29 protein-coding genes and 1 tRNA gene are annotated in these 25,503 nt (G+C 69.1%); 27 read left to right on the top strand and 3 right to left on the bottom strand.

What is annotated here, in order from left to right:
• The first annotated feature begins 387 nt into the window (after window positions 1-387).
• Both QF037_RS16295 and QF037_RS16290 read left to right on the top strand, forming a co-directional pair.
• A complete protein-coding gene (locus QF037_RS16295; RefSeq protein ID WP_307025888.1) occupies window positions 388-1,623 on the top strand; it encodes a helix-turn-helix domain-containing protein in 1,236 nt (411 codons plus the stop codon).
• Entirely contained in the window at window positions 1,620-2,183 is a 564-nt protein-coding gene (locus QF037_RS16290; protein WP_307025886.1) for a flavoprotein, read from the top strand. Before QF037_RS16295 ends, QF037_RS16290 begins: the two co-directional genes overlap by 4 nt.
• A gap of 216 nt (window positions 2,184-2,399) precedes the next feature.
• Here the strand turns inward: QF037_RS16290 and QF037_RS16285 are convergent, their stop codons facing one another.
• Complete coding sequence (locus QF037_RS16285; RefSeq protein ID WP_307025884.1) at window positions 2,400-2,795, bottom strand: GntR family transcriptional regulator; 396 nt, start codon at window positions 2,793-2,795, stop codon at window positions 2,400-2,402.
• A gap of 427 nt (window positions 2,796-3,222) precedes the next feature.
• On the opposite strand from QF037_RS16285, the gene QF037_RS16280 reads away from it, so the two are divergent.
• The 18 genes from QF037_RS16280 to QF037_RS16195 all read left to right on the top strand — a co-directional run bounded on the left by QF037_RS16280 (window position 3,223) and on the right by QF037_RS16195 (window position 14,483).
• Window positions 3,223-3,516, top strand: a complete 294-nt coding sequence (locus QF037_RS16280) for a hypothetical protein (RefSeq protein WP_307025882.1) — start codon at window positions 3,223-3,225, stop codon at window positions 3,514-3,516.
• The gene (locus tag QF037_RS16275; protein ID WP_159038130.1) at window positions 3,513-3,656 is read left to right on the top strand and encodes a hypothetical protein; all 144 of its coding nucleotides are present in this window, start codon (window positions 3,513-3,515) and stop codon (window positions 3,654-3,656) included. Before QF037_RS16280 ends, QF037_RS16275 begins: the two co-directional genes overlap by 4 nt.
• On the top strand, window positions 3,656-4,669 hold the full coding sequence (locus QF037_RS16270; RefSeq protein ID WP_307025880.1) for a DUF2637 domain-containing protein: 1,014 nt from the start codon (window positions 3,656-3,658) through the stop codon (window positions 4,667-4,669). Before QF037_RS16275 ends, QF037_RS16270 begins: the two co-directional genes overlap by 1 nt.
• The gene (locus QF037_RS16265) at window positions 4,669-5,079 is read left to right on the top strand and encodes an RRQRL motif-containing zinc-binding protein (protein WP_307025878.1); all 411 of its coding nucleotides are present in this window, start codon (window positions 4,669-4,671) and stop codon (window positions 5,077-5,079) included. The genes QF037_RS16270 and QF037_RS16265 overlap by 1 nt, the downstream gene beginning before the upstream one ends.
• The gene (locus tag QF037_RS16260) at window positions 5,079-5,279 is read left to right on the top strand and encodes a hypothetical protein (RefSeq protein ID WP_307025875.1); all 201 of its coding nucleotides are present in this window, start codon (window positions 5,079-5,081) and stop codon (window positions 5,277-5,279) included. The genes QF037_RS16265 and QF037_RS16260 overlap by 1 nt, the downstream gene beginning before the upstream one ends.
• 2 nt (window positions 5,280-5,281) lie before the next feature.
• On the top strand, window positions 5,282-5,599 hold the full coding sequence (locus QF037_RS16255; protein WP_307025873.1) for a hypothetical protein: 318 nt from the start codon (window positions 5,282-5,284) through the stop codon (window positions 5,597-5,599).
• A gap of 2 nt (window positions 5,600-5,601) precedes the next feature.
• Complete coding sequence (locus QF037_RS16250; protein WP_307025871.1) at window positions 5,602-5,772, top strand: pRL2-8; 171 nt, start codon at window positions 5,602-5,604, stop codon at window positions 5,770-5,772.
• 50 nt (window positions 5,773-5,822) lie between these two features.
• On the top strand, window positions 5,823-6,164 hold the full coding sequence (locus tag QF037_RS16245) for a hypothetical protein (protein ID WP_307025869.1): 342 nt from the start codon (window positions 5,823-5,825) through the stop codon (window positions 6,162-6,164).
• 219 nt (window positions 6,165-6,383) lie between these two features.
• Entirely contained in the window at window positions 6,384-8,624 is a 2,241-nt protein-coding gene (locus QF037_RS16240) for a cell division protein FtsK (protein ID WP_307025867.1), read from the top strand.
• A 141-nt stretch (window positions 8,625-8,765) separates the two neighbouring features.
• Window positions 8,766-9,041, top strand: a complete 276-nt coding sequence (locus QF037_RS16235; RefSeq protein WP_307025866.1) for a hypothetical protein — start codon at window positions 8,766-8,768, stop codon at window positions 9,039-9,041.
• Window positions 9,038-9,232 (top strand): hypothetical protein, encoded by a 195-nt coding sequence (locus tag QF037_RS16230; protein WP_307025864.1) that lies wholly within the window; start codon window positions 9,038-9,040, stop codon window positions 9,230-9,232. Before QF037_RS16235 ends, QF037_RS16230 begins: the two co-directional genes overlap by 4 nt.
• A 19-nt stretch (window positions 9,233-9,251) precedes the next feature.
• Entirely contained in the window at window positions 9,252-9,854 is a 603-nt protein-coding gene (locus QF037_RS16225) for a hypothetical protein (protein ID WP_307025862.1), read from the top strand.
• Window positions 9,851-10,183, top strand: coding sequence for a hypothetical protein (locus QF037_RS16220; RefSeq protein ID WP_307025861.1), 333 nt, complete (start codon window positions 9,851-9,853; stop codon window positions 10,181-10,183). The genes QF037_RS16225 and QF037_RS16220 overlap by 4 nt, the downstream gene beginning before the upstream one ends.
• A gap of 5 nt (window positions 10,184-10,188) precedes the next feature.
• The gene (locus QF037_RS16215) at window positions 10,189-10,689 is read left to right on the top strand and encodes a single-stranded DNA-binding protein (protein ID WP_307025859.1); all 501 of its coding nucleotides are present in this window, start codon (window positions 10,189-10,191) and stop codon (window positions 10,687-10,689) included.
• Window positions 10,690-10,776: 87 nt separating this feature from the next.
• On the top strand, window positions 10,777-11,676 hold the full coding sequence (locus QF037_RS16210) for a bifunctional DNA primase/polymerase (protein ID WP_307025858.1): 900 nt from the start codon (window positions 10,777-10,779) through the stop codon (window positions 11,674-11,676).
• Entirely contained in the window at window positions 11,673-12,848 is a 1,176-nt protein-coding gene (locus QF037_RS16205; RefSeq protein ID WP_307025856.1) for an AAA family ATPase, read from the top strand. The genes QF037_RS16210 and QF037_RS16205 overlap by 4 nt, the downstream gene beginning before the upstream one ends.
• Before the next feature lie 4 nt (window positions 12,849-12,852).
• The gene (locus tag QF037_RS16200) at window positions 12,853-13,023 is read left to right on the top strand and encodes a helix-turn-helix transcriptional regulator (RefSeq protein ID WP_203618518.1); all 171 of its coding nucleotides are present in this window, start codon (window positions 12,853-12,855) and stop codon (window positions 13,021-13,023) included.
• Complete coding sequence (locus tag QF037_RS16195; RefSeq protein WP_307025854.1) at window positions 13,020-14,483, top strand: tyrosine-type recombinase/integrase; 1,464 nt, start codon at window positions 13,020-13,022, stop codon at window positions 14,481-14,483. Before QF037_RS16200 ends, QF037_RS16195 begins: the two co-directional genes overlap by 4 nt.
• Window positions 14,484-14,523: 40 nt before the next feature.
• Here QF037_RS16195 and QF037_RS16190 read toward each other — a convergent pair whose 3' ends face one another.
• A complete protein-coding gene (locus QF037_RS16190; protein ID WP_307025852.1) occupies window positions 14,524-15,615 on the bottom strand; it encodes a hypothetical protein in 1,092 nt (363 codons plus the stop codon).
• 221 nt (window positions 15,616-15,836) lie between these two features.
• Window positions 15,837-15,908: transfer RNA gene (locus tag QF037_RS16185), tRNA-Arg, on the bottom strand.
• Window positions 15,909-16,142: 234 nt separating this feature from the next.
• Here QF037_RS16185 and QF037_RS16180 point away from each other — a divergent pair.
• The 7 genes from QF037_RS16180 to rho all read left to right on the top strand — a co-directional run bounded on the left by QF037_RS16180 (window position 16,143) and on the right by rho (window position 25,436).
• Window positions 16,143-16,583, top strand: a complete 441-nt coding sequence (locus tag QF037_RS16180) for a response regulator (RefSeq protein WP_373463731.1) — start codon at window positions 16,143-16,145, stop codon at window positions 16,581-16,583.
• 122 nt (window positions 16,584-16,705) lie between these two features.
• Window positions 16,706-17,851, top strand: coding sequence for an ArgS-related anticodon-binding protein NrtL (gene nrtL, locus QF037_RS16175; RefSeq protein ID WP_307025848.1), 1,146 nt, complete (start codon window positions 16,706-16,708; stop codon window positions 17,849-17,851).
• Window positions 17,852-17,868: 17 nt separating this feature from the next.
• The gene (gene lysA, locus QF037_RS16170; protein WP_307025846.1) at window positions 17,869-19,260 is read left to right on the top strand and encodes a diaminopimelate decarboxylase; all 1,392 of its coding nucleotides are present in this window, start codon (window positions 17,869-17,871) and stop codon (window positions 19,258-19,260) included.
• A gap of 144 nt (window positions 19,261-19,404) precedes the next feature.
• The gene (locus QF037_RS16165; protein WP_307025844.1) at window positions 19,405-20,697 is read left to right on the top strand and encodes a homoserine dehydrogenase; all 1,293 of its coding nucleotides are present in this window, start codon (window positions 19,405-19,407) and stop codon (window positions 20,695-20,697) included.
• Between the two features lie 6 nt (window positions 20,698-20,703).
• Window positions 20,704-21,762 carry a threonine synthase gene (gene thrC, locus QF037_RS16160; protein WP_307025842.1) on the top strand — a complete coding sequence of 353 codons (1,059 nt, stop codon included), beginning with the start codon at window positions 20,704-20,706 and terminating at the stop codon, window positions 21,760-21,762.
• 239 nt (window positions 21,763-22,001) lie between these two features.
• Window positions 22,002-22,931 (top strand): homoserine kinase, encoded by a 930-nt coding sequence (gene thrB / locus QF037_RS16155; RefSeq protein WP_307025841.1) that lies wholly within the window; start codon window positions 22,002-22,004, stop codon window positions 22,929-22,931.
• Window positions 22,932-23,339: 408 nt separating this feature from the next.
• Window positions 23,340-25,436 carry a transcription termination factor Rho gene (gene rho, locus QF037_RS16150; protein ID WP_307025839.1) on the top strand — a complete coding sequence of 699 codons (2,097 nt, stop codon included), beginning with the start codon at window positions 23,340-23,342 and terminating at the stop codon, window positions 25,434-25,436.
• Window positions 25,437-25,503: the final 67 nt, after the last annotated feature.

Raw genomic sequence — 25,503 nt, 5'->3', positions numbered from 1 at the left:
GACGTTCGATCTATTCGATGCTGGTCTGTTCCTCTTGCCTATGGGAAGTGTGGAAATCGGCCACACCGGTCATCGGCGAGATGAACGGTGGGTAATGCTGAAGGGCGGCATGACCATCACGGATGTGGCGCCTGCCACGACTCAGGGGTTGAGCTGGATCCGCGGCACTGTGGCTGGTTCCACGCAGGTCAGCACGGGGGGGGCGCCGGAGCAAATCAGCAGGCGCCTACCGAGGGAAGAGTGCGACCCGGACAGTTTGTCCGGGACGGCCCACTGGCCCTGCCTCATCTTTGTTTGTGGTGGTCCGCTGTACGGGCCACATGTCCCGAAGCCCCGCACCTCGGTACCGTGAAGTTCGCCCCTACCAGTCTCAGGAGGCAGCACCCCATGCGTGGTCTTGGAGATCACCTCAGCATCGGCGAGCGCATCGCGTTCTACCGGAAGCGCCGTGGCTACACGCAAGAGGTGTTGGCCGGTCTGGTCGGTCGTAGCACTGACTGGCTTGCGAAGATCGAGACCGGGCGCCGGAAGCCGCCCCGGATCGACATGCTCTCGGAGCTGTCGCGCATTCTGCGCGTGCCCCTCGGGGACCTGCTCGGACAGACCGTCCTTATGGAAGACGAGCGGCAACAGGACGACGTCCCCGCCGTGCGCGACGCCCTCATGAGCCCGCGTCGCCTGTCGCGCCTGCTCTTCGGTCCCGACGCTGAGACTCAGCTCCCGACGCCTGCCCCTGCAGCCGTGCGTGTGGAGCAGGTATGGAACGACTACCAGGGCGGACGACTCGGGAGCGTCATCGCCGCGCTCCCCGTTCTGCTTCAGACGGCGCAGGAGTTGGAGGAGCGAGCAGGGCGCCGCGGTGAGGACCGGGGTGATTGCTGGGCTGTATCGGCACGGACACACCACCTCGCGGCAACGACGCTCGCGAAGATCGGTGAATCGGACATCTCATGGCTTGCTGCTGAGCGCGCGATGCGAGCCGCTGACGAGTCGGACGACCCACTCGTGCTGGCGTCCGCGGCACGGTCCGGCACACACGCCCTGCTCGCCAACGGGCGTTACGACGATGCCCTCGAACTGGGCAACACGGCCGCCGCCTGGCTGTCGTCTCAGGTGACCGAGCATGATCCGGCGGCGCTCAGCCTCTTGGGGATGATCCACCTGCGTGCGGCAGTCGCGGCAGCGCGGCATCAGGACCGGCCCACTGCCACGGGGCTATTGGACCGTGCCGAAGAGCTTGCGAACGACCTCGGGTCGGATGAGAACTACTGGCAGACCGGATTCGGGCCGACGAACGTTCTGCTCCATCGCCTGTCCATTGAGCTGGACCTAGACAACGTCTCGTACGTGGTGGAACACGGCCGGATCAACGTCGACCATATGCCGCAGGAGCGCAGCGTCTCGCATCGGATCGACTACGCGCGCGCTCTGTCGCTCGCCGGCCAGGGGGACGAAGCGTTCGCGGAGCTGCGTACGGCTGAGCGCACGTCGCCGCAGCTCGTACGCAACAATCCGAGGGTACGTGAGACGCTGCGGGATCTGATCAAGCAGTCCCCCGTGACCGGCGGTTCGAGTTCGTCCGAGGTGTTCGTGATGGCGCAACGGTGCAGGGCGGTGCAGTGACTTCAGGCAAGCGCGGGGTGCTCGGGGTCGTCGGATCGGCGGCCGGAGGCGTAGAGGTGCTGCGTACCGGTCTCGTCGAACCTGCGATGGATCGCGGTTGGCAGGTTGCCGTCACGCTGACGCCGATCGCAGGTCAGTGGCTGCGGTTGAGCGGGGAGGTTGAGCGACTCGAGAAGCTCACCGGTCTACCCGTGCGTGACGAACCGCGCCTGCCTGGTGAGGCCCGGCCGCATCCGCCTGTTGATTGCTACGTGGTCGCTCCCGCGTCGGCCAACATGGTCGCCAAACTCGCGACTGGCCTGATGGACAACCAGGCCCTGACCCAGGTTGGCGAGGCTATCGGCACCCTCGGTCTGCCGGTTGTCGTCTTCCCGCGGGTGAACGCGGCGCACGCTCGACACCCCGCGTGGCAAGGTCACCTCGATGCCCTTCGGGCCGGGGGAGTGCTCGTTGTCTACGGCCCGGACGTCTGGCCGCTGTACGAGCCGAGGGATGCGCCGGCGGGGCGCGAACTCCCGTGGGCCGCAGTGCTCGACGCTGTGGAGGAAGCCACTCGGTGACGGCTCGTCGACACGCGTGACCTGCAAGGAAAGAGGACCCGGACAGACTGTCCGGGTCCTCTTTCGTTTCCGGCTTCATGCTCATTGCCATGTCAGGGATCAATGAGCGAAGCAGCGGGTTGGGAGGTCTGACTCCCACAGAACTTGCCTTGATCGAAGCGAGTTTGGGCGAGGCGCGCGCGACGGTCGAACGACTGCTGCGACGTGCGGACGAACTCACGGCGCGGGTGGAGTCCCGTCGCCGACAAGCTGTTCAAGGCGGTCTAGTCGCTCGCCGAGCAGGCGAAGAGCGTCATGAATCGTACTGAGCTCTGCCGCGAGGGCGGTGTACGCGGGGCTACTGCCCGGCTCGGTGCCGAGTGGCACCGAGGGGTCGCGGACGAACGTCCCGCGGCCCTGTTGGGTGAGAACCAGTCCTTCGTCGCGGAGCTGGCCGTATGCGCTCTGCACGGTCATGAGCTGCACGCCAAGGTCCTTGGCGAGCTTGCGAGCCGCAGGGAGCTGGTCTCCCGGATCGTACTCGCGGTTCGGGCTCGTGATCTTTCCGCGGAACTCCGCAGCGATCTCCTTGGCCGTGGGCGTCTGCTTGGGCGCATCTGGGCTCTGCTCCATGGGTTCGAGAGTAGCCGGACCTAGGTCAATCTCTGCTCTTCGCTCGAACCCCTTGACAGTCAGATTGACCTAGGTCAATCTAAATGCGTGCCGCCGGGTCCCGTGAAAACGGGAGCCCCTTCCAGGGGTTACCGCACCCGTCGGGAGCGTCTGGCCTTTGACAACTGAATGGGGATCATGCCGCCTCTCCTCGGCCAAGTAGGCGGCCACGCGGGACCTGTCCCGCGTGAGGTACAGCGCAACCCAATCTCTCGCAGCTCTGGCGCTGCGGCCCCGGATAGCCGTGATGGCGGCAGATCGAATCTGCCTCCGGGGCGCTGCCCTGCCGCCGATGCGGCTTGGGGCTGCACATCCCGAGTGGTCGCCTCTCACCACCAGGCCACGACCGCCCGGCATCTCCCTGTCCCTTCGACATCAGGAGCGCTGCATGCGTGCCTACATCGGCGGTCATCAGGCCGTCTCCGTCAATGACTTCATCGAACTGGCCCTTGGCACCCCGGTTGAGCTGTGGCTCGGAGAAGAGGGCGAGACCAGCGAAGAGCAGGCGGCCCGGCTGGACGCCGCGCGCGACATCCTCGCCGACAACCCGGAGCTCCCGGACGACGTGGCCCGCATCGCCGCCGAGGTGATCGAGGTGCACGCCCCGGGGCTGTTCAACGTCGTCCCGCTGCCCCGCCCGGCCGGGCGGCGCCGGGCTTCCCGGAAGGGAGCGGCGGCATGAGCGAGGGCACGAACTTCGAGGACCGCATGTTCCTGGAGAGCGAGGCTGTCTATCAGCGCATCCTCGACGGCCAGGTCACCGACGTGCAGGCAGAGCTGATGGACGCGCAGCTTCGGGCGTCCGAGGCGGGTGAGCAGTGATGGCCACCGCCGAGACCATCACCGCCGTGGAACACCCGGCCGTGCCGCCGCTGACCCGCCCGGAAATGGGCCTCGCCGGAATCGGCGCGCTCGCCGCGGCCGGTGTCGGCGCGCTTGGTCTGATCTCGTCGTTCGACGCTGTGTCGGCTGCCGCGCTGCGCTGGGGGTTCTCCGCTCCGTGGATGCTGCCGGTCGGTATCGACGTGGCCATTCCGGTGTTCACGGTGGCCAACCTGCTGCTGATCCGCATGGACATGGCGCTGGCCTGGGTGCGGTTCGTGCCCTGGGCCCTCACCCTGATCACCTGCGGGCTGAACGTCGCCGCAGGCCAGGGCATGTGGGCCAAGGTCGCGCACGGCACGATGCCGCTGCTGTGGGTCGTGTTCTCCGAGATCGGCGCGCACATCTACGCCGTCCGCATCGGCGCGGTGACCGGCCGCCGGATGGAGAAGATCCGGTTCTCCCGCTGGCTGCTCGCCTTCCCGTCCACGTTCGCGTTGTGGCGGCGCATGACGCTGTGGGAGATCACCTCCTACAGCGAGGCTCTGGCGCGGGAGAAGGAACGGCAGCTGGCCCGCGCGGACTTGCGCGAGCGCTACGGCCGCAAGTGGCGCTCGCAGACTCCGCGGCGCGAGCGCGTGATGCTGCGCATGGGCGAACTCGCCCCCACCGGGGCCGTGCCGGTCGCCCCCGAGCCGGAGCCTGCGCAGGTTCCGCAGGAGACGAACAGCGAGCCGCCCCAAGCACCGCGCAAGCGGCCCGCCAAGACCAAGGCCAAGACGCAGCGCACCTTCGAGGAGCTGCTGACCGAGGCGCGCAAGGTCACCGCCGACTGGCCGGACGCGGAGCTGACCGCGGACCGCATCCGCACCGCCGTGCACGTTTCGCAGGCCAACGCCCGCACGCTCCGCGACACCCTCAAGGACGAGCGCGCTGAGGGCCGTCCGCTGCACGCGGTCGACACCCCCGTGACCGATTCGGAACAGCCTGACGTGTCGGCGGAGGCGGCCTGATGGCCGCGTATGGCAAGTGCTACGACCCTGCCGGCATCCGGTTCGGGGTGCCCACGTTCCCCTGGCGCTTCGCGCCGGACGGCTACGCCACCCGACGGCAGTTACGGGCACGCGGGTTACGCCCTGGCGGTCAGCCGGTGGCGGCGCAGGTGATGCGCCGCCACCGGGGCCGCAAGGCCGGGGTGCAGGTGGCCTACCTCTACCGCGAGGACCTCGCGCTGCCGGTGCGGCCGATGACGTCGCGCAAGTGGGGAGCCCTCGCGCTGGCGATGCTGGCCCGCCGTACCTGCCCGCTCTGCCGGGTCACCTACAGCTACTGCCTGCCGACCTCGCTCGGCTGCTGCCTGCTGTGCGCCTACCCCGACACCACCCGCCCCGCCGATCACGGCATGCCGAGCAAGGGGGCCTGATGCGTATCCGACACGAGTCCCACAACGACGACGCCGCCCGCACGGAACGCCTGCTCGACCGCGCGGACGTTGCCTTCGACTGCGACCCGCCCACCGAGCTGCACGCGGACTTCGAGTCCGTCGTCATGGAGGGCCTGCTCACCGACAAGGCCGTGCCCGTCTATCCGCCCGCCGGCCACAGCTACCCGAGGAGGGGTTGACCATGGCCAAGCCCAACACCGGCCGTCTGGACCGCGACATCCTGCTCGTACAGCGCAAGATCGAGGCTGTTCGCAGGCAGGAGTGGTGGCCGCTGACCGGCTCCGAGCGCCGTCAGATCATGGCCGCTCTCGCCGGAGGCTCGCTGAAGGTGGCGCGGGGCAAGAGCCCCGCCCGCGCGGAACGCAAGCTGGAGGCGCTGACGCAGTCGGTAATGAACCGGCTCACCGCGGAGCTGACCGCGCTGCAGAACGAGCGGCAGCGCGTCGTGAACGACTTCGCCACCGCCAAGGCCGCCAAGAAGTCATCGAGTTGGTGGTGACCATGGCCCGCACGGAGACGCCTGCGGGCGAGTGCCCGCAGTGCTGGCAGCACGCCCACGACCGACGCGCACACCGCCGCCTCGGTCCCCGGCAGGACTGCCCGCAGTGCGTGGACCACATGGTCAACGGCTGCCCCTACCTCGTGCCCAAGAAGGCATCCCGCTGGTGGTGACCACACACGCCGACACCGCCCCTTGCCCCTCGACACTCAGGAGATTCGCAGTGAGCAGCAACCGCAAAGCACCCGTTCCCACCCTGGGTGAACTGCGCCCGGTCATCACGGCAATCGCCGCGCTGGCGGACGCGTTCCCCGCGCTGCCCGGCCCGGTCGAGATCGGCAGGGTGGTCACCCGCCACACGGTCGCGCTGGGGATCAGCGTCGACCTGCACACCACGTTCGCCGACTTCGAGGCATGGCGAACGGCGCTGGGAGTCGACATCGCTGGCGTCGAACACATGCCGCTGGCCACCGTTCAGACGCTCAAGGCGTACGGCACTTTCAACGGTGTGCCGGTGGTGGTGACCGCCTACGGCCCGGTCTACGCCCTCGCCCAAGCCGCGTAGCCGACGCGGTATGCAGCCCCGGTGTTGATGCCGTGAGGGCACCGGATCGAATCCGGCCCGGGGCACGCATGATCAGCTCCCGCCGCACAAGGCACACACATCGTGTGGCTACGTGCGGCAAGCCAGGACTGACCCTCAACACACGGGCCCGACCGCTCACCTCCTACAGCGACGGCCGGGCCCGCTCTCCCTCACACCCGAAAAGTGGAAGGACCCTCAGTGAAGCACCCCGACGACGACAACGAACTCTTCGACCGACTCGAAGCCGAGATGTCCGCCGACGCCCGCCCCGACTCCGGGGGCGAGGTAGTCGACCTCGACAAGGCACGCTCAGCCCGTGCCGAGTCGGCCGACCCGGCCACCCGACCCGACACCGATGGGTCGGCCGACTCCGAGGCCGGTCGGTCGGGTGCCGAGTCGGGTGACCCGACTGCCCGTCCGATGGTCGACCAGCCGACGCTCACCGCGACCGGGCCGGGCTACCTCGGTCGGCTCGCCGGGGCGCGGCGCCGGGCGGTCGTACCCGTCTGGCTGCGCTCGCTCGCGGAACTGCGCACCGCCACGGCATGGGTGGCCCGCCACTACGCCCACTCGCTCGGCTACCACGCGCTGCGCTCGCCGGTCTACGCCGCCCGCCTGACGATTCAGGCACCCACCGGCGCCGCCCGGTTCGTCGGGGGCACCATGCGGTGGGTGGCCGACCGCGAGGGCGAACCGGTCCGCCTCGCCGCCGTCCGGCGCGAGGACGCGGCCGAGTATCTGAAGCTGTCGCGGCAGCGTGACGGTCGGGTCCGGCTGCGCACCCTGGTGACCGTGCTCGCGATGTTCGTTGGGCTCGGCTCCGCGCTCGCCATCTACGTCCTCGCCCCCGACTGGCTGCAAGCCCTGTCGGTGGGAGCGGTCGTGCTGGCGCTCGGGTTTGCCGGCCGCAAGGCGGATGACCCGGTCATCCACCGGGCGGTGGAACTGCCCACCGCGGTCAAGCTCACCTCGGACATTGTGCTGCGGGCGCTCGGCTCACTCGGCATCCCCTCTATCAACCAGGCGCAGGCCAAGGGGCGGGACGGGTTCGAGTTCACCGCCCCGATCACCCGCGACGGCCCGGGGTGGCGGGCGGAGGGCAACCTGCCCTACGGCGTGACGGTGACGGACATCATCGAGCGGCGTGAGCGGCTCGCGTCCGGCCTGCGCCGCCCGCTCGGGTGCGTGTGGCCCGAAGCGGTCGCGGACGAGCACACCGGGCGCCTGGTGTTGTGGGTGGGTGACCAGGACATGAACCGGGCCACGCAGCCCGCGTGGCCGCTGGCCAAGGCGGGGCTGGTCGACCTGTTCAAGCCGGTCGACTTCTCCACCGACCAGCGAGGCCGCTGGGTGGGGCTGACGTTCATGTACATCGCGGCGATCATCGGTGCGATCCCGCGCATGGGCAAGACGTTCCTGCTGCGCCTGTTCGCCCTGATCGCGGCGTTGGACCCGCGCGCGGAGCTGCACACCTACGACCTCAAGGGCACCGGTGACCTGGACCCGGTCGGAGAGCACGTCTCCTACCGGCACCGTGCCGGCGAGGAGGACGAGGACATCGAGTACGCCATCGCGGACATGCGCGAGGTGCGCGGTGAACTGCGCCGGCGCGCGAAGGTGATCCGCTCGCTGCCGCGGGATGTGTGCCCGGAGTCCAAGGTGACCAGCGAACTCGCCTCCAAGCCGAGTCTGGGACTGCACCCCATCGTCGTGTGCGTGGACGAGTGCCAGGTGTGGTTCGAGCACGACAAGTACGGCAAGGAGTTCGAGGAGATCTGCACCGACCTGGTCAAGCGCGGACCGGCCACCGGGATTGTGCTCATGCTGGCCACTCAGCGTCCGGACGCGAAGTCGCTGCCCACCGGCATCTCCGCGAACGCGGGCGTTCGGCTGTGCATGAAGGTCATGGGGCAGACCGAGAACGACATGGTGCTGGGCACGTCCTCCTACAAGCGGGGCGTGCGCGCGACCATGTTCGCCTGGGCCGACAAGGGCATCGCCTACTTCGTCGGCGACGGCTCGGACGCCAGGATCATCCGCAGCGTCTACGTGGATGCCCCGAACGCGGACCGCATCGCGCGGCGGGCCCGCAAGGCACGCGAGGACGCCGGCACCCTGTCCGGCTACGCGCTCGGTCAGGAACCGGAGCCCATCGTGGGCAGCGGCTACGACCTGCTCGCCGACATCCTCGCCGTCGTCCCCGCCGACGAGCCCAAGGTGTGGTCCGAGACCGTCGTCGCCCGCCTCGCCGAACTCCGGCCCGAGGTCTACGACGGATGGGACCCGGAAGGACTGGCCGCCGCGCTCAAGCCGCACGGCGTGGCCACCATCCAGGTGGGGCGCCGGGTCAAGGGCAAGGTCGTCAACCGGCGCGGTATCGACCGCTCCCACATCGTCGCCGCGATTGCGGAGCGTGACGGAAACCGGAACGCGGGCTGAGGCTCCGGGGTTGCTAACGATAGCGGCACACCCCGCTAACGTTAGCGGCCCCGCTAGCGCCCTATACCCCGTCTGATCAGGCCGCTAGCGGATAGCGGCCCACCTGCGGAAACCCCTGGAAACCGCCTGGGAGGGCTTTTCATGCCCCTGATCCTGCTCGCTATCACCCTGCTCATCGGCGTCACGCTGTGTTACGTCGCTGTGTGTGCGGCCTCGCCGTTCGGCGACTGCCGCAAGTGCCACGGCATGGGCCACAAGCTCAAGGCCGACCGCAAGGGGCGGCCCAAGCGTGGCAAGGACTGCCGCCGCTGCCACGCGACCGGCAAGCGCATCCGCATCGGCCGCTGGCTCTACAACCGCTTCGCCCGCATCTACCGCGCAGGCACCGACACCCCGCGTCCGGAGGGCTCGCGATGACTCTGACCATTTCCGCCGTGCTGCTCTTCGGCATCGCCTCCGTCGTTGCCGTCAAGACCCGGGGCGCCAACGCGGGTGGCGCGGTGGTGCTGTTCCTGTTCGGCTTCTTCACCGCCGGGACCGGCGCCTACGGGCCCGTCCGCGACCTGGTGGCGTCATTCGCCCGCTTCCTGTCCCAGCTCGGCAACTGAACGCAAGGGAGAGACTCCCGTGAACGAGTCCACCACCGCCCGGCACTGGCTCGCCGAAGCCCTGCCCAAGGCCGCGCCCGCCCTCGCCACCACGACCGTGCTCGCGCTGGCCCGCATCTGGAACGCCAACGGCGCCGAACACAGTGTCGGCAACGCCGTGTTGATGACCGCTCTGTCCCTGGGGGCCGGTGCCGCGGGCGTGGTTGCGGCCAACGCCACCGGCGACTCCGTCCTCGTGGGCACCGCGTTCGCCGCCTCCGGCGCCCTCGCCTTCGCCGGGGTGGCCGGATACGCCGACGGCCTGCCGCTGCCGCTGCTGCTGTGGTCGCTGGCCACCGCCGGCGCCTACGGCCTGGCCGCTCGCTACTGGCGCACCGACCGCCGCGAGACGGTCGCGTATGAGCGGCAGACGAGCGAGCGGCGCGAGGAGTACGCCCACATCGAGCGCGTCGAAACGCTTCGCTCCACCACACAGATCGAAGTGGCCCGCAGCGGCGCCGCCTACGCCGAATCCCTCGCACAGGCACTCGTCACCCGCGCCGCCCTGCCCGGCTTCGACCCCGCCGCCCTGGAACGCGCGGGCCTGCCCGAACTCCCCACCGCCGAGAGGGAGTCAGCATGACCGCGGGCCTGTGGACCGTCACGGCCAGCATCGCCGCCACCTTGAACGCCGCGAACGGCGCGGGAGAGCACGAGAGGGCTATGCGGCTGATGAAGGTGACCGAGGAGGCGGGCGAAGCCGCCGCCGCGTACATCGGCGTTACCGGCCAGAACCCCCGCAAGGGCACCACCCACACCCCGGCGGACGTGGCCGACGAACTGTGCGACGTCATCATCGCCGCCGCCGTCGCCCTGCATGCCTTCACCGCCGTCCCGCCCGTCGTCCTGGACGCCAAGCTGCACGCCGCCGCCGGGCGGCTCAACGCCCACACGCACACCGAAAGCGAGTGATCCACATGTCCGTGGGAGAGACCTCCATCACCGTCGTCGGCAACCTCGCCGCAGACCCCGAGCTGCGGTTCACCCCGAGCGGCGCCGCCCTGGTCAAGTTCTCCGTCGCGTCCACCCCGCGCCGTTACGACAAGGCCACCGGCCAGTGGCAGGACGGCACCGCGATGTTCCTGCGCTGCACCGCTTGGCGCGACCTCGCCCAGCACATCGCCGAGAGTTTGACCAAGGGCATGCGCGTAGTCGTCACCGGCCGTCTGCGTCAGCACAACTGGCAGAACGAGCAGCGTGAGAACCGCTCGATGCTCGGCCTGGAAGTCGACGACATCGGCCCCTCGCTCCAGTTCGCCACGGCCAAGGTCGAACGCGTCCAGCGCAACGGCGGCGCCTCTGGCTCCGGCCCGGCCGCCGACGCGTGGAACACCGCGGCTCCGGCCGTCGGCGGATGGGGCACGCCCGCTCCGGCCGCTTCCGGCGACACGAAGTACAGCGAAGAGCCCCCGTTCTAGATGCGCCCGGGGCGGCCGTCTCTCACCACAAGACCACGGCCGCCCCGGTTTCCCCTTGTCCCTTCGACAGAACAGGAGACCTCCAGCATGCCTGAACTGGACGGCTCTGCCCAGCTCGCCGCAGCGCTTGACGCAGCGTCGCGCGACTGGCACGTCTTCCCCCTCATCCCCAACGACAAGCGCCCCTCCGTTCGCGACTGGGAGACCCGCGCCACCACCGACCGTGAGCGCATCGCCCGGTGCTGGACGCACTCCCCGTACAACGTCGGCATCGCGGCCGGTCCCTCCCGGCTGGTCATCATCGACCTTGACAGGCCCAAGCACCCGGGTGACACCCCGCCGGCCGATTGGGCGGAGCACGGCGTCACGGACGGCGCCGACGTGCTCGCCGTACTCTGCGAGCGCCACGGCCAGCCGTTTCCCGCCGACACGTACACGGTGCGCACCTGGAGCGGTGGCATTCACCTGTACTTCGCCGCGCCCAAGGGCGAAGCGCTGCGCAACACGGCCGGAGACAGCACCCGCGGGCTCGGCTGGAAGGTCGACACCCGCGCCGTCGGCGGGCTCGTGGTCGGCGCGGGCAGCACCTTCGCCGGAAACCCCTACATGGTCGCCCATGACGCTCCGGTGGCTCCATTGCCGGGCTGGCTGGCGGAACTGCTACGCCCCGCCCCACTGCCCCCGCAGCGCCCGGTCACGGTGCCGCTGACCGCACGCGACCGGCGCGGCAGGTTCCTGAACGCCGCGCTCAACGGCGAGTTGGCTCGCGTCACCGGCTCCGGCGAGCACGAGCACAACACCGCCCTCTACATCGCCTCTGTCGCACTCGGGCAACTGGTCGCCGGGGGCGAGCTGGACGCGCACGACGTGACCGAGCGGCTCGTCGCGGCCGGGCTCAGCGTCGGCCAGGGCGAGCGCGAGGCGCGCCGCACCATCGCATCCGGCCTGCGGGCCGGAGCCAACCGGCCCCGGACGGTCGCGGCATGAACGGCAACCCGATCCCCCCACTGCACCTGTACTCCGTCCCCAGCGACCCCCAGGCGGCCCCGCGCGAACTGCCCAAGCGGGAGCGCCCCCGCACGGCTTGGACTGCGGATCAGCTCATGGCGGCAGACTTCCCCGAGCCGAAATGGGCGGTGCCCGGCATCCTCGCTGAGGGCGTCAGCCTGCTCGCCGGACCTCCCAAGGTGGGCAAGTCCTGGCTATCCCTCGGACTCGCCCTCGCGGTCGCTTCCGGCGGGCATGCCTTCGGCTCCCTGCCGGTCGACAGTGGCCCGGTGCTCTACCTCGCTCTGGAAGACACCCCGCGCCGTCTCCAGACCCGCATGGGCAAGATGCTGGGAGGGCAACCGGCCCCGGCCGGGCTGACGTTGGTCACCGAATGCCCGCCCTTCCCCCAGGGCGGCAGCGACGCCATCGCCGGATGGCTGGAGCGCAACCCGGACGCCCGCATGGTCGTCATCGACGTGTTCGCCAAGATGCGTGGCCAAGCACCCCAGGGCGTGTCCGCCTACGATGCGGACTATGTCGCCGTCGGCTACGCCAAGCGGATCGCCGACCACTACGGCATCGCCGTGGTGCTCGTACACCACGTCCGCAAGGCGGGCTCAGACGACTTCCTGACCGAGGTGTCCGGCACCAACGGCATCGCCGGAGCCGCAGACGCCACCCTCGTACTGAAGCGGGCACGCGGGCAAGCAGACGGCATCCTGCACGTCACCGGCCGCGACGTCGACGAAGCCGAGTACGCGCTTCAGTTCCAAGCTGCCTCCGGCGCCTGGCAGATGCTTGACGGCCCGGTCACCGACCACACCATCGGCGACACTCGTGCGGCCATCCTGCGACACGTCCGCGCCCACCCCGGCGCCCGGCCCAAGGACATCGTCGCCGCACTGCCGCAGCTCGATGCCGAGAACGTCCGCCGCACCTGCTCCCGCATGGCCGCAGACGGACAGCTCACCAAGGACGGAGCCGGCCGGTACTACCCGGACACCGAGACCCGGACGGAGGGCACGCCGGGGGTGTCCCAGGTGTCCGACTGTCCCAGTGCGCCCCCTGACCTGCACGAAGGGGCGGGACAGCCGGAACCGGGACTGTCCCACCTGTCCGACTCCCGGTCCCCAGGCGAGAACTCGGAGGGAACCGGCCGTGGCGCGTGACGAGATGCTCACGATCTCTCAAGTCATCGAGGAAATCGGCGTACCTCTGTCGACCTTCTACCGCTGGCGGCAGACGAGGAAAGGGCCGAAAGCCATCAAGCTCCCGAACGGGTCCGTGCGCATTCGTCGTTCGGAACTGGAGCGCTGGATTGCTGCTCTGGAGGAAGCCGCGTGAACCATCGCAAGACCAGTGCAGTTCCGGGCGCTCGCGAGAGCGAGCGCCCGGACGCTGCTGAAGAGCCGACGCTCTCCACCGCCGTTCGGGTCTGGAAAGTCAGCAGAATTTCCAGCAAGTCGGCGCCCCATCAAATCCGTTGGAAGGTTGCCGGGAAGGTGCATCACGCCACCTTCGCAACGTCGGCTCTTGCCGAGAGCCGCCGATCTGAGCTGTGGCGCGCCATGCGCAAGGGCGAGGCTTTCGATGTGGAGACAGGAGTTCCTGAATCTGAACTCCGAGCAGCGGCAGAGAAGGCAAAGGCGAACACCCGGCCAGACCCGTCGTGGTGGGACTTCGCCCGCGAGTACATGGGAGTCCGTTGGCGTACGGCCGCCGCCAAGACCCGCGAAGGACTTGCGGACAGTCTCGCAACCGCAGCTCTCGGCATGATGGGGGAGAGCCCGGGAGCGCCGGAGTTGGAAGACGTCCGGCGCGCCGTGCGGTGGGCGGTCGTACCCAACCACAAGGACGAAGAGCCCCCGCAGGAGCTGGAGAAGACCTGTGCGTGGCTCTCAGCTCACGCCCTCCCTCTGTCGGCCCTTGGGGAGCCCCGGGTCGTTCGAGACGTCCACTATCGACTGTCGTTCAGGCTGGACGACAAACCGGCGGCAGCGGATACCTACAGGCGCCGCCGTCGCGGGTTCAACACAGCGATGGAGTACGCGATTCAGGAGGGGTATCTCGACGCCAACCCGCTTGCGGGAGTGAAACGGCCGGCCTCCCCCGGGAGTGACAGGGTGGACCGTCGGGTCTTGGTCAACGAGACGCAGGGGAGGCAACTTCTCATAGCTGTCTCGTATGTCGGCTCGGTTCACCGCAATCGGGGGAGGCGCCTTGTCGCATTCTTCGGTTGCATCCTGTACGCGGCGATGCGTCCGGCGGAAGTGGTCGGGCTCCGGTTCGCAGACTGCCATCTTCCCGAGACGGGATGGGGGACCCTGACTCTCCGTGAGACGCGTCCGATCTCGGGTAAGCGCTGGACCGACTCAGGGGAGCGCCACGATAGAAGAGGGCTGAAATCACGGGAGCCTGGCGCCGATCGGCCGGTACCGATTCCTCCTGTGCTCGTGGCCATGCTCCGGGCGCACCTGAAGGAATTCGGCACTGCGAAGGACGGGCGACTCTTCCCGAATGAGCGAGGAGACTTGCTCGGCACGTCCAGCTACTGGCGGGTGTGGCAGGAAGCCCGGCCGCTGGCGCTCCCGCCGGACAAGGTGGACTCGCCCTTGGCCCGGAAGCCGTACCACCTGCGGGCCACGTGCATCACGAACTGGCTCCGCGCCGGCCTCCCCGTAGCCGAGGTGGCCCGCCGTGCGGGCAACTCCCCGGAAGTCATCCACCGCCGCTATGCGGGCGTTATCGACGACAGCGAGGAGGAAAACAACAAGAAGATCGAAAAGACCATGGGCTGGGGGTAGGGGCCTCTTCGTGTGAGTGTGCGGTCGCGTGGCCGCACACTCACTGGCGATCCAGCCATTCTGCTAGGTTCTTGAGTTTGGGAACTACTTCAGTTTCCATTCCTCGTGGAAGGTGGGCAGCTTGGAGGACATGTGATGCATAGCGTTCAGTTACGACCATGTCGCAATACGGCACCGCGAGGCTCAGTGCATCGATATCGAAGATGTCGTTCGGCTGCCATGACTTCTCGCGGTTGCGGTGGGCCGCTTCCGTGAGGGTCGTATGGACGGCGGCGCTTGGCATGCAATCCGCGAAGGCCCTGATCGACTCTCTGTCCGTGATTACTTCAGCGAAGTCTCTGTCGCGGTCGATGAGTGCTTGAGTGAGCATGTCGATGACTTCGAGAGACATGTACCGGGCCTGTACTACATCACGCAAGCGGTTCCAATACTGCGGGTCATTGTCGAGACGTATAGCTAGTTGCCGCTCAGATTCCGCTCGGTTTTCGGCGATTCTCTTAGCGACGGTCGGGTCCCACCCGTTTGCCTTGAGGTCTGGTACTTCGGCGTCAGTGGGTCCTCGCAGCACGGCGCGCTCAAGCTGTTCACGTGCATTTGCCAGCATTAGATCAAAGGCTGCTGGCCCATCTGGACACGCGGCGCGAGCCTCGTCTGTGGCATCACCGGATGCTGAGCGGATAGTCAAGCCGCCCCGCTTACCCATGGCATGACCGATGCCGTGGCCCAGCAGATGGATATCTGCAAGATGCGGTGATTCAGTGTCGAATGCGCGGTCAAGCGCTGCCTCAACCTCCAGCCGCATGATGTGTGTGCGGGAGAGCAAGGTGGTGAAGCCCGAGACCTCTTCCATCACATTGGCGACGTCGGCTCGCTGGCGGGGATCCTGAATCCCTGCCATTTCCATGTAGTGGGTGAGAGACAGGGGGAAGAGGTACTGCCCTGAACTAGCAGCATCTTGCACCGCAGTGAGCGCCGACTGGTGCGGCCCCCCAGTCCGGTGTCCCGTAGCGGCCTTGGCCAGATTGATCCAGTGGTTGAGGTCCAGATAGACGAGACGCTGTCCCGTGTGGCCTCGAACGAGGTGACCGGGCCAGGCGTATGCAGGTGCTTGCCGTCGTGCCATGGCGGCCATTCTCGCAACATCAAAGCTACGGCCGCCCCCGAATATGAGGGCTCAGCCTCTCTCCGGTGCGCGACGTAAGAAGCTCCCCGTTCGTGTGTGGCTCACACGCTCCTCACACACAAACAGTGCGCAGCAATGAGAAAGAGCGGGAGTCAGTGAGACTGACTCCCGCTCTCTCATGTCGGCATCCGCACAGGTCAGAGCTTGATTGCTGCTGTCTGACTGGCGAGTGCCCCCGGCAGGATTCGAACCTGCGCACACGGCTCCGGAGGCCGTTGCTCTATCCCCTGAGCTACGGGGGCGTGTCGGTCGCGTTGCTCGCGGCGACGGGTAGAACACTACCAGCTCCGTCGGGGTGTTCATGAACGGGTTTATCGGCGTCGTAGCCCTGTCCGGGAGGGGTCGTGGTGGTCGGTTGTGGGGACTGGTGATCTCGTTCGTTCCCCGGCGGGGCAGAAGTCGGTAAAACCCGGACGCGGTGGCCGGTCCGGACCTACTCTCGAGTTGTGCCAGGCGCGTCGGGCCGGGTGCTTGTTGTGGACGACAACAAGGTCATCCGGCAGTTGATCAGGGTCAATCTCGAGCTGGAGGGCATCGAGGTCGTGACCGCGGCTGATGGTGCCGAGTGTCTGGATGTGGTGCATCAGGTGCGGCCCGATGTGGTGACCCTTGATGTCGTTATGCCCCGACTCGATGGGCTTCGGACCGCCGCTCGGCTGCGTTCCGATCCGCGGACCCGTGATCTTCCTCTTGCCATCGTCAGCGCGTGCACGCAGCACGAGGTCGAGAGCGGTCTCGATGTCGGTGTCGACGCTTTCCTGGCCAAGCCCTTCGAGCCCGCCGAACTCGTCCGGCTCGTACGGCAGTTGATCGAGCGCAGGCATGCCGCGCACCCGGTCGAGGAGGACAGCGACGACGTCTTCGGGCGCGTCCTCGGCGCCGGCGAGACCGAGAGGGCCGGACGCACCGGAGGCTGAGCCGGTCGATCGCCCCGCCCGCCCCACTCCCGCCCGGTCCGGTTTCCCGTCCCCGTCCATATCGCGGACCTTCGCCCAAACCGACTCGCCTACCCACCCCCCTCCTCCCCTACGCTTGTCCCGTGACCCCCGTCGAGCTCTCCCGTACCGTGCTGCGCGCGGTCCGTCGCGCTGTCGACGGCGGGGAGCTGAGCGTGACCGTTCCCGGACGGGCCGTCGTCACGCCCCCAGGGCCCGGCGGCTGTGGTGACTACGCCACCAACATCGCCCTCCAGCTCGCCCGCCCCGCCGGGCAGCCGCCGGCAAAGGTCGCCGAGATCCTCCGGCCGCATCTCCTCGACACCCCCGGCGTCACCGACGTCGTGGTCACGGGACCCGGGTTCCTCAACATCAGCCTGCGCGACACCACCCCCGCCGGGCTCGTCGAGGAGATCCTGCGGCGCGGGCTCCGGTACGGGCACAGTGACCGCCCCACCGGACAGATCGTGCGGCTCCACGCCCCACACGAGGTCCGCGCCGTCGTCGTCATGGACGCCATCGCCCGCATCCTGGTCTCCCAGGGCGCCCTCGTCCGTACGTCCTCGCAAGCCCCGCCCCGGCCGGAGTGGACCGACCTCCTCGGCGCACGCGTCGACGCCTCCGACACCCCCGACGCGCCCGCCCCCTTCAACGTCGACGTGTGTCCGGTGGCCGCCCCCGCCCCCTCCGGCACCCCGGACGCACGCAACCCCCTCGACATCAACGTCCGCCCGGTGCCCGCCCCCGCCGACCCCACCCCCCTCGGCCGCGACGCCGCCCGCTGGGCCCTGCTCTATCCCGCCGCCCACGACCGGCCCCGGATCACCGACGAGCACCTGGTCCAGCGCGAGAGCAACCCTCTCTTCCGCGTCCGCTACGCCCACGCCCGCACCCGGGCTCTCAGCCGCAACGCCGCCGACCTGGGATTCGACCCCCACCCCGGGGACGTACGGCCTGGAGATCCGCACCCCGGCGAGCCGCGAGTCACTGCCGGCGTTCTCATCGCCGCCCTCGCCGACCACCCCCGGATCCTGGGCGTCGCCGCCACGGCGCATGCGCCGGACCGGCTCGCCCGCCACCTGGTCACCGTCGCCGACGCGACCCTCGCCCTTCTTCCCACGGTCCTCCCGCTCGGCGACGAGAAACCCTCGGTCGCCCACCGTTCCCGGCTCGCCCTCGCCGAGGCCGCCGGGACGGTGCTGGCCGGCGGCCTGACCCTGCTCGGCATCGACGCACCCGACCACATCTAGAGAGCCAGCCACAGACCATGAGCCGTTCCGCACACCCCGCCGGGCCCCGTCACGCCGATGTTCTCCCCGAGGGCCACTACTCCGCGCCGCCCGCCGACCTCAACACCCTCGACCCGAAGGTCTGGGCCCAGACGGTCACACGCAACGAGGACGGTGTCCTCACCGTCGGCGGCATCGCCGCCACGCAGCTCGCCGAGGAGTACGGCACTCCCGCCTACGTCATCGACGAGACCGACTTCCGCGCGCGGGCCCGCGCCTGGCGTTCCGCCTTCGGTGCCGACGCCGACGTCTTCTACGCCGGCAAGGCCTTCCTCTCCCGCGCTGTCGTCCGCTGGCTGCACGAGGAGGGGCTCAACCTCGACGTGTGCTCCGGTGGCGAGCTCGCCACCGCCCTCTCCGCCGGTATGCCCGCCGACCGCATCGCCTTCCACGGCAACAACAAGTCGAAGGAGGAGATCGAAAGGGCGATCCGCGCGGACGTCGGCCGTATCGTCCTCGACTCCTTCCAGGAGATCGTCCGCGTCGCCCACATCGCCCAGGAACTCGGCAAGCGGCAGCGCGTCCAGATCCGTGTCACCGTCGGCGTGGAAGCACACACGCACGAGTTCATCGCCACCGCCCACGAGGACCAGAAGTTCGGCATCCCGCTCGCCGGCGGGCAGGCCGCCGAAGCCGTACGGCGGGCTCTTCAGCTGGACGGCCTCGAGCTCATCGGCATCCACTCCCACATCGGGTCGCAGATCTTCGACATGTCCGGCTTCGAGGTCGCCGCCCACCGGGTCGTCGGGCTGCTGAAGGACATCCGTGACGAGCACGGCGTGGAGCTTCCCGAGATCGACCTCGGTGGTGGCCTCGGTATCGCCTACACCTCCGACGACGACCCCCGCGAGCCCCACGAGATCGCCAAGGCGCTCACCGAGATCGTCACGCGTGAGTGCGAGTCCGCCAAGCTCCGCACCCCGCGCATCTCCGTCGAGCCGGGGCGGGCCATCGTCGGCCCCACCGCGTTCACGCTCTACGAGGTCGGCACCACCAAGCCCCTCGACGGCCTTCGCACCTACGTCTCCGTCGACGGCGGCATGTCCGACAACATCCGGACCGCGCTGTACGACGCCGAGTACACCGTCGCCCTGGTCTCCCGCACCTCCGACGCCGAGCCCATGCTCGCCCGGGTCGTCGGCAAGCACTGCGAGAGCGGGGACATTGTGGTGAAGGACGCGTTCCTGCCGGCCGACATCGTGCCCGGTGACCTCATCGCCGTCCCTGCCACGGGTGCGTACTGCCGGTCCATGGCCAGCAACTACAACCATGTGCTGCGGCCGCCGGTCGTCGCGGTGAACGATGGTGAGTCCCGAGTCATCGTCCGCCGTGAGACGGAGGAGGACCTGCTGCGTCTCGACGTCGGGTGAGCCCTCGTCGGCGGGTGGAAGATCTCCTGTCTTCCACCCCCGTACAAATGAAATAGATGTCTCACGATCCGGACGAAGGGTAGAAACTCCCGTCCGGTGAGTGAGACTGGTCCAACCGTAGACGGTATGAGGAAACGAGGTCGGATGATGCGTACGCGTCCGCTGAAGGTGGCGCTGCTGGGCTGTGGGGTTGTCGGCTCAGAGGTGGCGCGCATCATGACGACGCACGCCGACGACCTCGCCGCGCGCATCGGCGCCCCCGTCGAGCTCGCCGGGGTCGCCGTGCGACGGCCCTCCAAGGTGCGCGAAGGCATCCCGGCCGAGCTCGTGACCACCGACGCCACCGCCCTCGTCAAACGCGGGGACATCGACGTCGTCGTGGAGGTCATCGGCGGCATCGAGCCCGCGCGCTCCCTCATCACCACGGCCTTCGAGCACGGCGCCTCCGTCGTCTCCGCCAACAAGGCGCTCCTCGCCCAGGACGGCGCCGCCCTGCACGCCGCCGCCGAGGAGCACGACGCGGACCTCTACTACGAGGCCGCCGTCGCCGGTGCCATCCCGCTGATCCGGCCGCTGCGCGAGTCCCTCGCCGGCGACAAGGTCAACCGCGTGCTCGGCATCGTCAACGGCACGACCAACTTCATCCTCGACAAGATGGACTCCACCGGCGCCGGTTACCAGGAGGCCCTCGACGAGGCCACCGCGCTGGGGTACGCCGAGGCCGACCCCACCGCCGACGTCGAGGGCTTCGACGCCGCCGCCAAGGCCGCCATCCTCGCCGGTATCGCCTTCCACACGCGCGTGCGTCTCGACGACGTCTACCGCGAGGGGATGGCCGAGGTCACCGCCTCCGACTTCGCCTCCGCGAAGAACATGGGCTGCACCATCAAGCTGCTCGCGATCTGCGAGCGGGCCGGGGACGGCGGGTCCGTCACCGCGCGCGTGCATCCCGCGATGATCCCGCTGACCCATCCGCTGGCCTCCGTGCGCGGCGCCTACAACGCCGTCTTCGTCGAGTCGGACGCGGCCGGTCAGCTCATGTTCTACGGCCCCGGCGCCGGTGGTGCTCCCACCGCCTCGGCCGTGCTCGGCGACTTGGTCGCCGTCTGCCGGAACCGGCTCAATGGTGCGACCGGTCCCGGCGAGTCCGCGTACGCCGCCCTTCCCGTGTCGGGCATGGGCGAGGTCTTCACGCGGTACCACATCAGCCTTGACGTGGCGGACAAACCGGGTGTTCTCGCCCAGGTGGCCACTGTGTTCGCCGAGCACGGGGTGTCCATCGATACGGTTCGCCAACAGGGCAAGGACGGCGAGGCTTCCCTCGTCGTCGTGACCCACCGCGCGTCCGACGCCGCCCTGGGCGGGACCGTCGAGGCGTTGCGCAAGCTCGACACCGTGCGCGGTGTCGCCAGCATCATGCGGGTTGAAGGAGAGTAACCAGCAATGACCCACCAGTGGCGCGGAATCATCGAGGAGTACCGGGACCGGCTGCCCGTCTCCGACAGCACGCCGGTCGTGACGCTCCGCGAGGGCGGCACGCCCCTCGTGCCCGCGCAGGTGCTCTCCGAGCGCACGGGCTGCGAGGTCCACCTCAAGGTGGAGGGTGCGAACCCAACGGGGTCCTTCAAGGACCGCGGTATGACCATGGCCATCTCCCGGGCCAAGGAGGAGGGTGCGAAGGCGGTCATCTGCGCCTCCACCGGCAACACCTCCGCTTCCGCCGCCGCGTACGCGGTGCGCGCCGGCATGGTCTGCGCCGTACTGGTCCCGCAGGGAAAGATCGCGCTCGGCAAGATGGGTCAGGCGCTCATCCACGGTGCGAAGATCCTCCAGGTCGACGGCAACTTCGACGACTGCCTCACCCTCGCCCGCGCCCTGAGCGACAACTACCCCGTGGCGCTGGTCAATTCGGTCAACCCGGTGCGTATCGAGGGCCAGAAGACCGCCGCCTTCGAGATCGTGGACATGCTCGGCGACGCACCCGACATCCACGTCCTCCCGGTCGGCAACGCGGGCAACATCACCGCGTACTGGAAGGGCTACAAGGAGTACGCCGCCGACGGCATCGCCGCGAAGACCCCCCGCATGTGGGGCTTCCAGGCCTCCGGCAGCGCCCCGATCGTGCGCGGCGAGGTCGTCAAGGACCCGTCGACGATCGCCACCGCCATCCGCATCGGCAATCCGGCCTCCTGGAACTACGCCCTGGCGGCGCGGGACGAGTCCGGCGGCCTCATCGACGAGGTGACGGACCGTGAGATCCTGCGCGCCTACCGCCTGTTGGCCGCGCAGGAGGGCGTCTTCGTGGAGCCCGCCTCCGCCGCGTCCGTCGCCGGTCTGCTGAAGGCAGCCGAGCAGGGACTGGTCGACCCGGGCCAGAAGATCGTGTGCACCGTCACCGGCAACGGCCTCAAGGACCCCGACTGGGCCGTCGCCGGCGCCCCGCAGCCGGTCACCGTCCCGGTCGACGCGGCGACGGCGGCCGAGCGCCTCGGCCTCGTATAAGAGACATCCCTGGAGCGACATCCCCAAGGGGGTGCACAGAGGGCTTACGACACGCATCGTGCGCCTCCTGTGCGCCCTATGTCGCCACAGAACCTTCCTTCGATAGGCTGTACTGAACCCGCCCGCCGCATATGCCCCCGCGCATGGCCGGGAGTCGTGTCATCTCCGCGACCCGAGGGTTTCCAGGTACGTATCGAATGTCTTCGACAATCACGCAGCTCAAGGAGAGTCATCGAGCGATGGCCGGTCCAGCGTTCCGCGCCGCCGCCGTCCGGGTGCGCGTCCCCGCCACCAGCGCCAACCTCGGCCCGGGCTTCGACGCCCTCGGCCTGTCGCTGGGGCTCTACGACGACGTCGTCGTCCGGGTGGCCGACTCCGGGCTGCACATCGACATCGCGGGTGAGGGCAGCGAGACCCTCCCGCGCGACGAGAAGCACCTTCTCGTACGGTCCCTGCGCACCGCCTTCGACCTGCTCGGCGGACAGCCGCGCGGCCTCGAGATCGTGTGCGCCAACCGCATCCCGCACGGTCGTGGCCTGGGCTCCTCCTCGGCCGCCATCTGCGCGGGCATCGTCGCCGCGCGTGCCGTGACCATAGGCGGCGAGTCCAAGCTCGACGACACCGCGCTCCTCGAGCTCGCGACCGAGATCGAGGGTCACCCCGACAATGTCGCGGCGTGTCTGCTCGGCGGTTTCACGCTCTCCTGGATGGAGGCGGGTGCCGCGCGGGCGATCAGGATGGAGCCCGATCGTTCCGTCGTTCCGGTGGTTTTCGTGCCCGGGAAGCCGGTCCTCACCGAGACCGCGCGCGGACTGCTGCCGCGCACCGTGCCGCACGTCGACGCCGCCGCCAACGCGGGCCGCGCCGCGCTGCTCGTCGAGGCCCTCACCCGGCGCCCCGAGTTGCTGCTGCCCGCGACCGAGGACCGGCTGCACCAGGAATACCGGGCTCCGGCCATGCCGGAAAGTGCCGCGCTCGTGGAGCGATTGAGGGCGGACGGAGTTCCGGCCGTGATTTCCGGAGCGGGCCCCACCGTTCTCGCGCTGGCCGATGAGGACAGCGCGGACAAGGTGGCCCATCTGGCAGGCGAGGGCTGGGCCGCCAACCGGCTCGAACTCGATGGTCAGGGGGCGATTGTGCTGCCGCTCGCTGCCACCAGTGACATCTGAATACCGGCGATTGCCGGATTTGGAGAGGGGGAATGTTTGTTGGATCCGGTAGTGTTAACCTCAAGTCTGCACCCGACCCCACCATGGCGAGGTGCTTCACGTCCCCGTCCGGGACAGACATTCTTCCGGGAGCCTCCCAAGCCGCACTGTGCTTCGTACGACGTACGCGGGCTGTACCTCGTACGCGGGCACTGAGCGACTTGCCGGGCACGCTCCGGAACCGGTGCGACCGAGCCATGTGACACAGACCGTCGGTGTCACTGCTCTGGGAAGCGCCATCACCAGATTCCTCCGCCGCCCAGGCGGACAACCGCCCCGGCACGGTCCACAAGGATGGGACCGCCGTCGGACAGCACAAACGGTCGCCGAGCCAGACAGGCCGACGTCCGCTCCAGGGAAGGACCCTTCGTGAGCGACACCACCGATCTGATGGGCGCACGTGTCGAGGAGACCGCTGCCGCGCCCTCCACGGACGCCTCCGCGCCTGCCACCGGTGCCGGCTCCCGGCGGCGCCGCGGTACCGGCCTCGACGGCATGGTGCTGGCCGAGCTGCAGCAGGTCGCATCCGGCCTCGGCATCAGGGGCACCGCGCGTATGCGCAAGAGCCAGCTGATCGAGGTCATCAAGGAGGCACAGGCCGGCGGTGGTGCCGCCCCGGCCAAGGCCGCGTCATCCCCCGCCGGGGACGCCGCCGAGACCAAGCCCAAGCGCCGTGCCACCTCCAAGGCCCGTACCGGCGAAGCCGCCGAGAAGAAGGCGGAGAAGGCGGCCGAGGCCCCCGCCGAGAAGGCCGTGGCCCAGCAGCAGATCGAGATTCCCGGCCAGCCCGCTGGGGACCCCTCCCGCGATGGGGGTGCCGCCCGCGCGAGCGCAGCCGAGCGTGGGGGAGACGACGCTCCCGCGGAGCGCCGTCGTCGTCGTGCCACGGCCGACGCCGGCAGCCCCGAGACGGTGGTCGCCGAGGCGAAGAGCGAGCCGAAGGCCGAGACGCCCGCGCAGACGCAGGGCGACGCCGGTGACGCGGATGGCCGTCAGGGCCGTCGCGACCGCCGGGACCGTGCCGACCGCGGTGACCGTGCCGAGCGCGGTGACCGTGAGCGGGGCGGCCGGGACCGCGACCGCCGCGGCAAGGGCGACGACCAGCAGGGCGGCCAGCGCGACCAGCAGGGCGGCCAGCGCGGCCAGCAGCAGAGCCAGCAGCAGGGCGGCGGTCGTCAGGACCGCCAGGACCGCAACGCCGGCCCGCAGGACGACGACGACTTCGACGGCGGCCGCCGTGGCCGTCGCGGCCGTTACCGGGACCGTCGTGGCCGTCGTGGCCGTGACGAGATGGGTGGCGCCGCCGAGCCGCAGGTCGCCGACGACGACGTCCTGATCCCCGTCGCGGGCATCCTGGACATCCTCGACAACTACGCTTTCATCCGTACGTCGGGCTACCTCCCGGGTCCCAACGACGTGTACGTCTCCCTCGCCCAGGTCCGCAAGAACGGCCTGCGCAAGGGCGACCACGTCACCGGTGCGGTCCGTCAGCCGAAGGACGGCGAGCGTCGCGAGAAGTTCAACGCGCTGGTCCGGCTGGACTCCGTCAACGGCATGGCGCCCGAATCCGGGCGCGGGCGGCCGGAGTTCAACAAGCTGACGCCGCTGTACCCGCAGGACCGCCTCCGTCTGGAGACGGACCCGGGCATCCTCACGACCCGCATCATCGACCTCGTCGCGCCGATCGGTAAGGGCCAGCGCGGTCTGATCGTGGCCCCGCCGAAGACCGGCAAGACCATGATCATGCAGGCGATCGCCAACGCGATCACGCACAACAACCCCGAGTGCCACCTGATGGTCGTCCTGGTCGACGAGCGTCCGGAAGAGGTCACCGACATGCAGCGGTCGGTCAAGGGCGAGGTCATCTCCTCGACCTTCGACCGCCCGGCCGAGGACCACACCACGGTCGCCGAGCTCGCCATCGAGCGCGCCAAGCGTCTGGTGGAGCTGGGTCACGACGTCGTCGTGCTGCTCGACTCGATCACGCGTCTGGGCCGTGCGTACAACCTCGCCGCGCCCGCCTCCGGCCGCATCCTGTCCGGTGGTGTCGACTCGACCGCCCTGTACCCGCCGAAGCGCTTCTTCGGTGCGGCCCGCAACATCGAGGACGGCGGCTCGCTGACCATCCTCGCCACCGCGCTGGTGGACACCGGGTCCCGCATGGACGAGGTCATCTTCGAGGAGTTCAAGGGCACCGGCAACGCCGAGCTCAAGCTCGACCGCAAGCTCGCCGACAAGCGCATCTTCCCGGCGGTGGACGTGGACGCGTCCGGTACCCGTAAGGAAGAGATCCTGCTCGCTCCCGACGAGCTCGGGATCGTCTGGAAGCTGCGCCGGGTGCTGCACGCGCTCGACCAGCAGCAGGCGGTCGAACTGCTCCTCGACAAGATGAAGCAGACGAAGTCGAACGCCGAGTTCCTGATGCAGATCCAGAAGACGACGCCGACCCCCGGTAACGGCGACTGACGTAAGTCTTCGTTAAGAGGGCCACCCTTGTTGCAAGGGTGGCCCTCTTCGCTGTCTGTGGCTCGGT

Origin of the sequence: Streptomyces canus, from assembly GCF_030815415.1 — a bacterium.
In the GTDB taxonomy this organism is placed as follows: domain Bacteria; phylum Actinomycetota; class Actinomycetes; order Streptomycetales; family Streptomycetaceae; genus Streptomyces; species Streptomyces canus_F.
Note: the sequence above shows the minus strand (reverse complement) of the source record. Positions and strands in the feature narration are given on the sequence as shown.

Excerpts from the sequence above, each read along its gene's own strand:
- QF037_RS16295 (WP_307025888.1), top strand. The coding sequence starts at position 388 with ATGCGTGGTCTTGGAGATCACCTCAGCATCGGCGAGCGCATCGCGTTC.
- QF037_RS16285 (WP_307025884.1), bottom strand. The coding sequence starts at position 2,795 with ATGGAGCAGAGCCCAGATGCGCCCAAGCAGACGCCCACGGCCAAGGAG.
- QF037_RS16280 (WP_307025882.1), top strand. The coding sequence starts at position 3,223 with ATGCGTGCCTACATCGGCGGTCATCAGGCCGTCTCCGTCAATGACTTC.
- QF037_RS16275 (WP_159038130.1), top strand. The coding sequence starts at position 3,513 with ATGAGCGAGGGCACGAACTTCGAGGACCGCATGTTCCTGGAGAGCGAG.
- QF037_RS16270 (WP_307025880.1), top strand. The coding sequence starts at position 3,656 with ATGGCCACCGCCGAGACCATCACCGCCGTGGAACACCCGGCCGTGCCG.
- QF037_RS16265 (WP_307025878.1), top strand. The coding sequence starts at position 4,669 with ATGGCCGCGTATGGCAAGTGCTACGACCCTGCCGGCATCCGGTTCGGG.
- QF037_RS16260 (WP_307025875.1), top strand. The coding sequence starts at position 5,079 with ATGCGTATCCGACACGAGTCCCACAACGACGACGCCGCCCGCACGGAA.
- QF037_RS16255 (WP_307025873.1), top strand. The coding sequence starts at position 5,282 with ATGGCCAAGCCCAACACCGGCCGTCTGGACCGCGACATCCTGCTCGTA.
- QF037_RS16250 (WP_307025871.1), top strand. The coding sequence starts at position 5,602 with ATGGCCCGCACGGAGACGCCTGCGGGCGAGTGCCCGCAGTGCTGGCAG.
- QF037_RS16235 (WP_307025866.1), top strand. The coding sequence starts at position 8,766 with ATGCCCCTGATCCTGCTCGCTATCACCCTGCTCATCGGCGTCACGCTG.
- QF037_RS16230 (WP_307025864.1), top strand. The coding sequence starts at position 9,038 with ATGACTCTGACCATTTCCGCCGTGCTGCTCTTCGGCATCGCCTCCGTC.
- QF037_RS16220 (WP_307025861.1), top strand. The coding sequence starts at position 9,851 with ATGACCGCGGGCCTGTGGACCGTCACGGCCAGCATCGCCGCCACCTTG.
- QF037_RS16215 (WP_307025859.1), top strand. The coding sequence starts at position 10,189 with ATGTCCGTGGGAGAGACCTCCATCACCGTCGTCGGCAACCTCGCCGCA.
- QF037_RS16210 (WP_307025858.1), top strand. The coding sequence starts at position 10,777 with ATGCCTGAACTGGACGGCTCTGCCCAGCTCGCCGCAGCGCTTGACGCA.
- QF037_RS16205 (WP_307025856.1), top strand. The coding sequence starts at position 11,673 with ATGAACGGCAACCCGATCCCCCCACTGCACCTGTACTCCGTCCCCAGC.
- QF037_RS16200 (WP_203618518.1), top strand. The coding sequence starts at position 12,853 with ATGCTCACGATCTCTCAAGTCATCGAGGAAATCGGCGTACCTCTGTCG.
- QF037_RS16190 (WP_307025852.1), bottom strand. The coding sequence starts at position 15,615 with ATGGCCGCCATGGCACGACGGCAAGCACCTGCATACGCCTGGCCCGGT.
- lysA (WP_307025846.1), top strand. The coding sequence starts at position 17,869 with ATGAGCCGTTCCGCACACCCCGCCGGGCCCCGTCACGCCGATGTTCTC.
- QF037_RS16165 (WP_307025844.1), top strand. The coding sequence starts at position 19,405 with ATGATGCGTACGCGTCCGCTGAAGGTGGCGCTGCTGGGCTGTGGGGTT.
- thrC (WP_307025842.1), top strand. The coding sequence starts at position 20,704 with ATGACCCACCAGTGGCGCGGAATCATCGAGGAGTACCGGGACCGGCTG.
- thrB (WP_307025841.1), top strand. The coding sequence starts at position 22,002 with ATGGCCGGTCCAGCGTTCCGCGCCGCCGCCGTCCGGGTGCGCGTCCCC.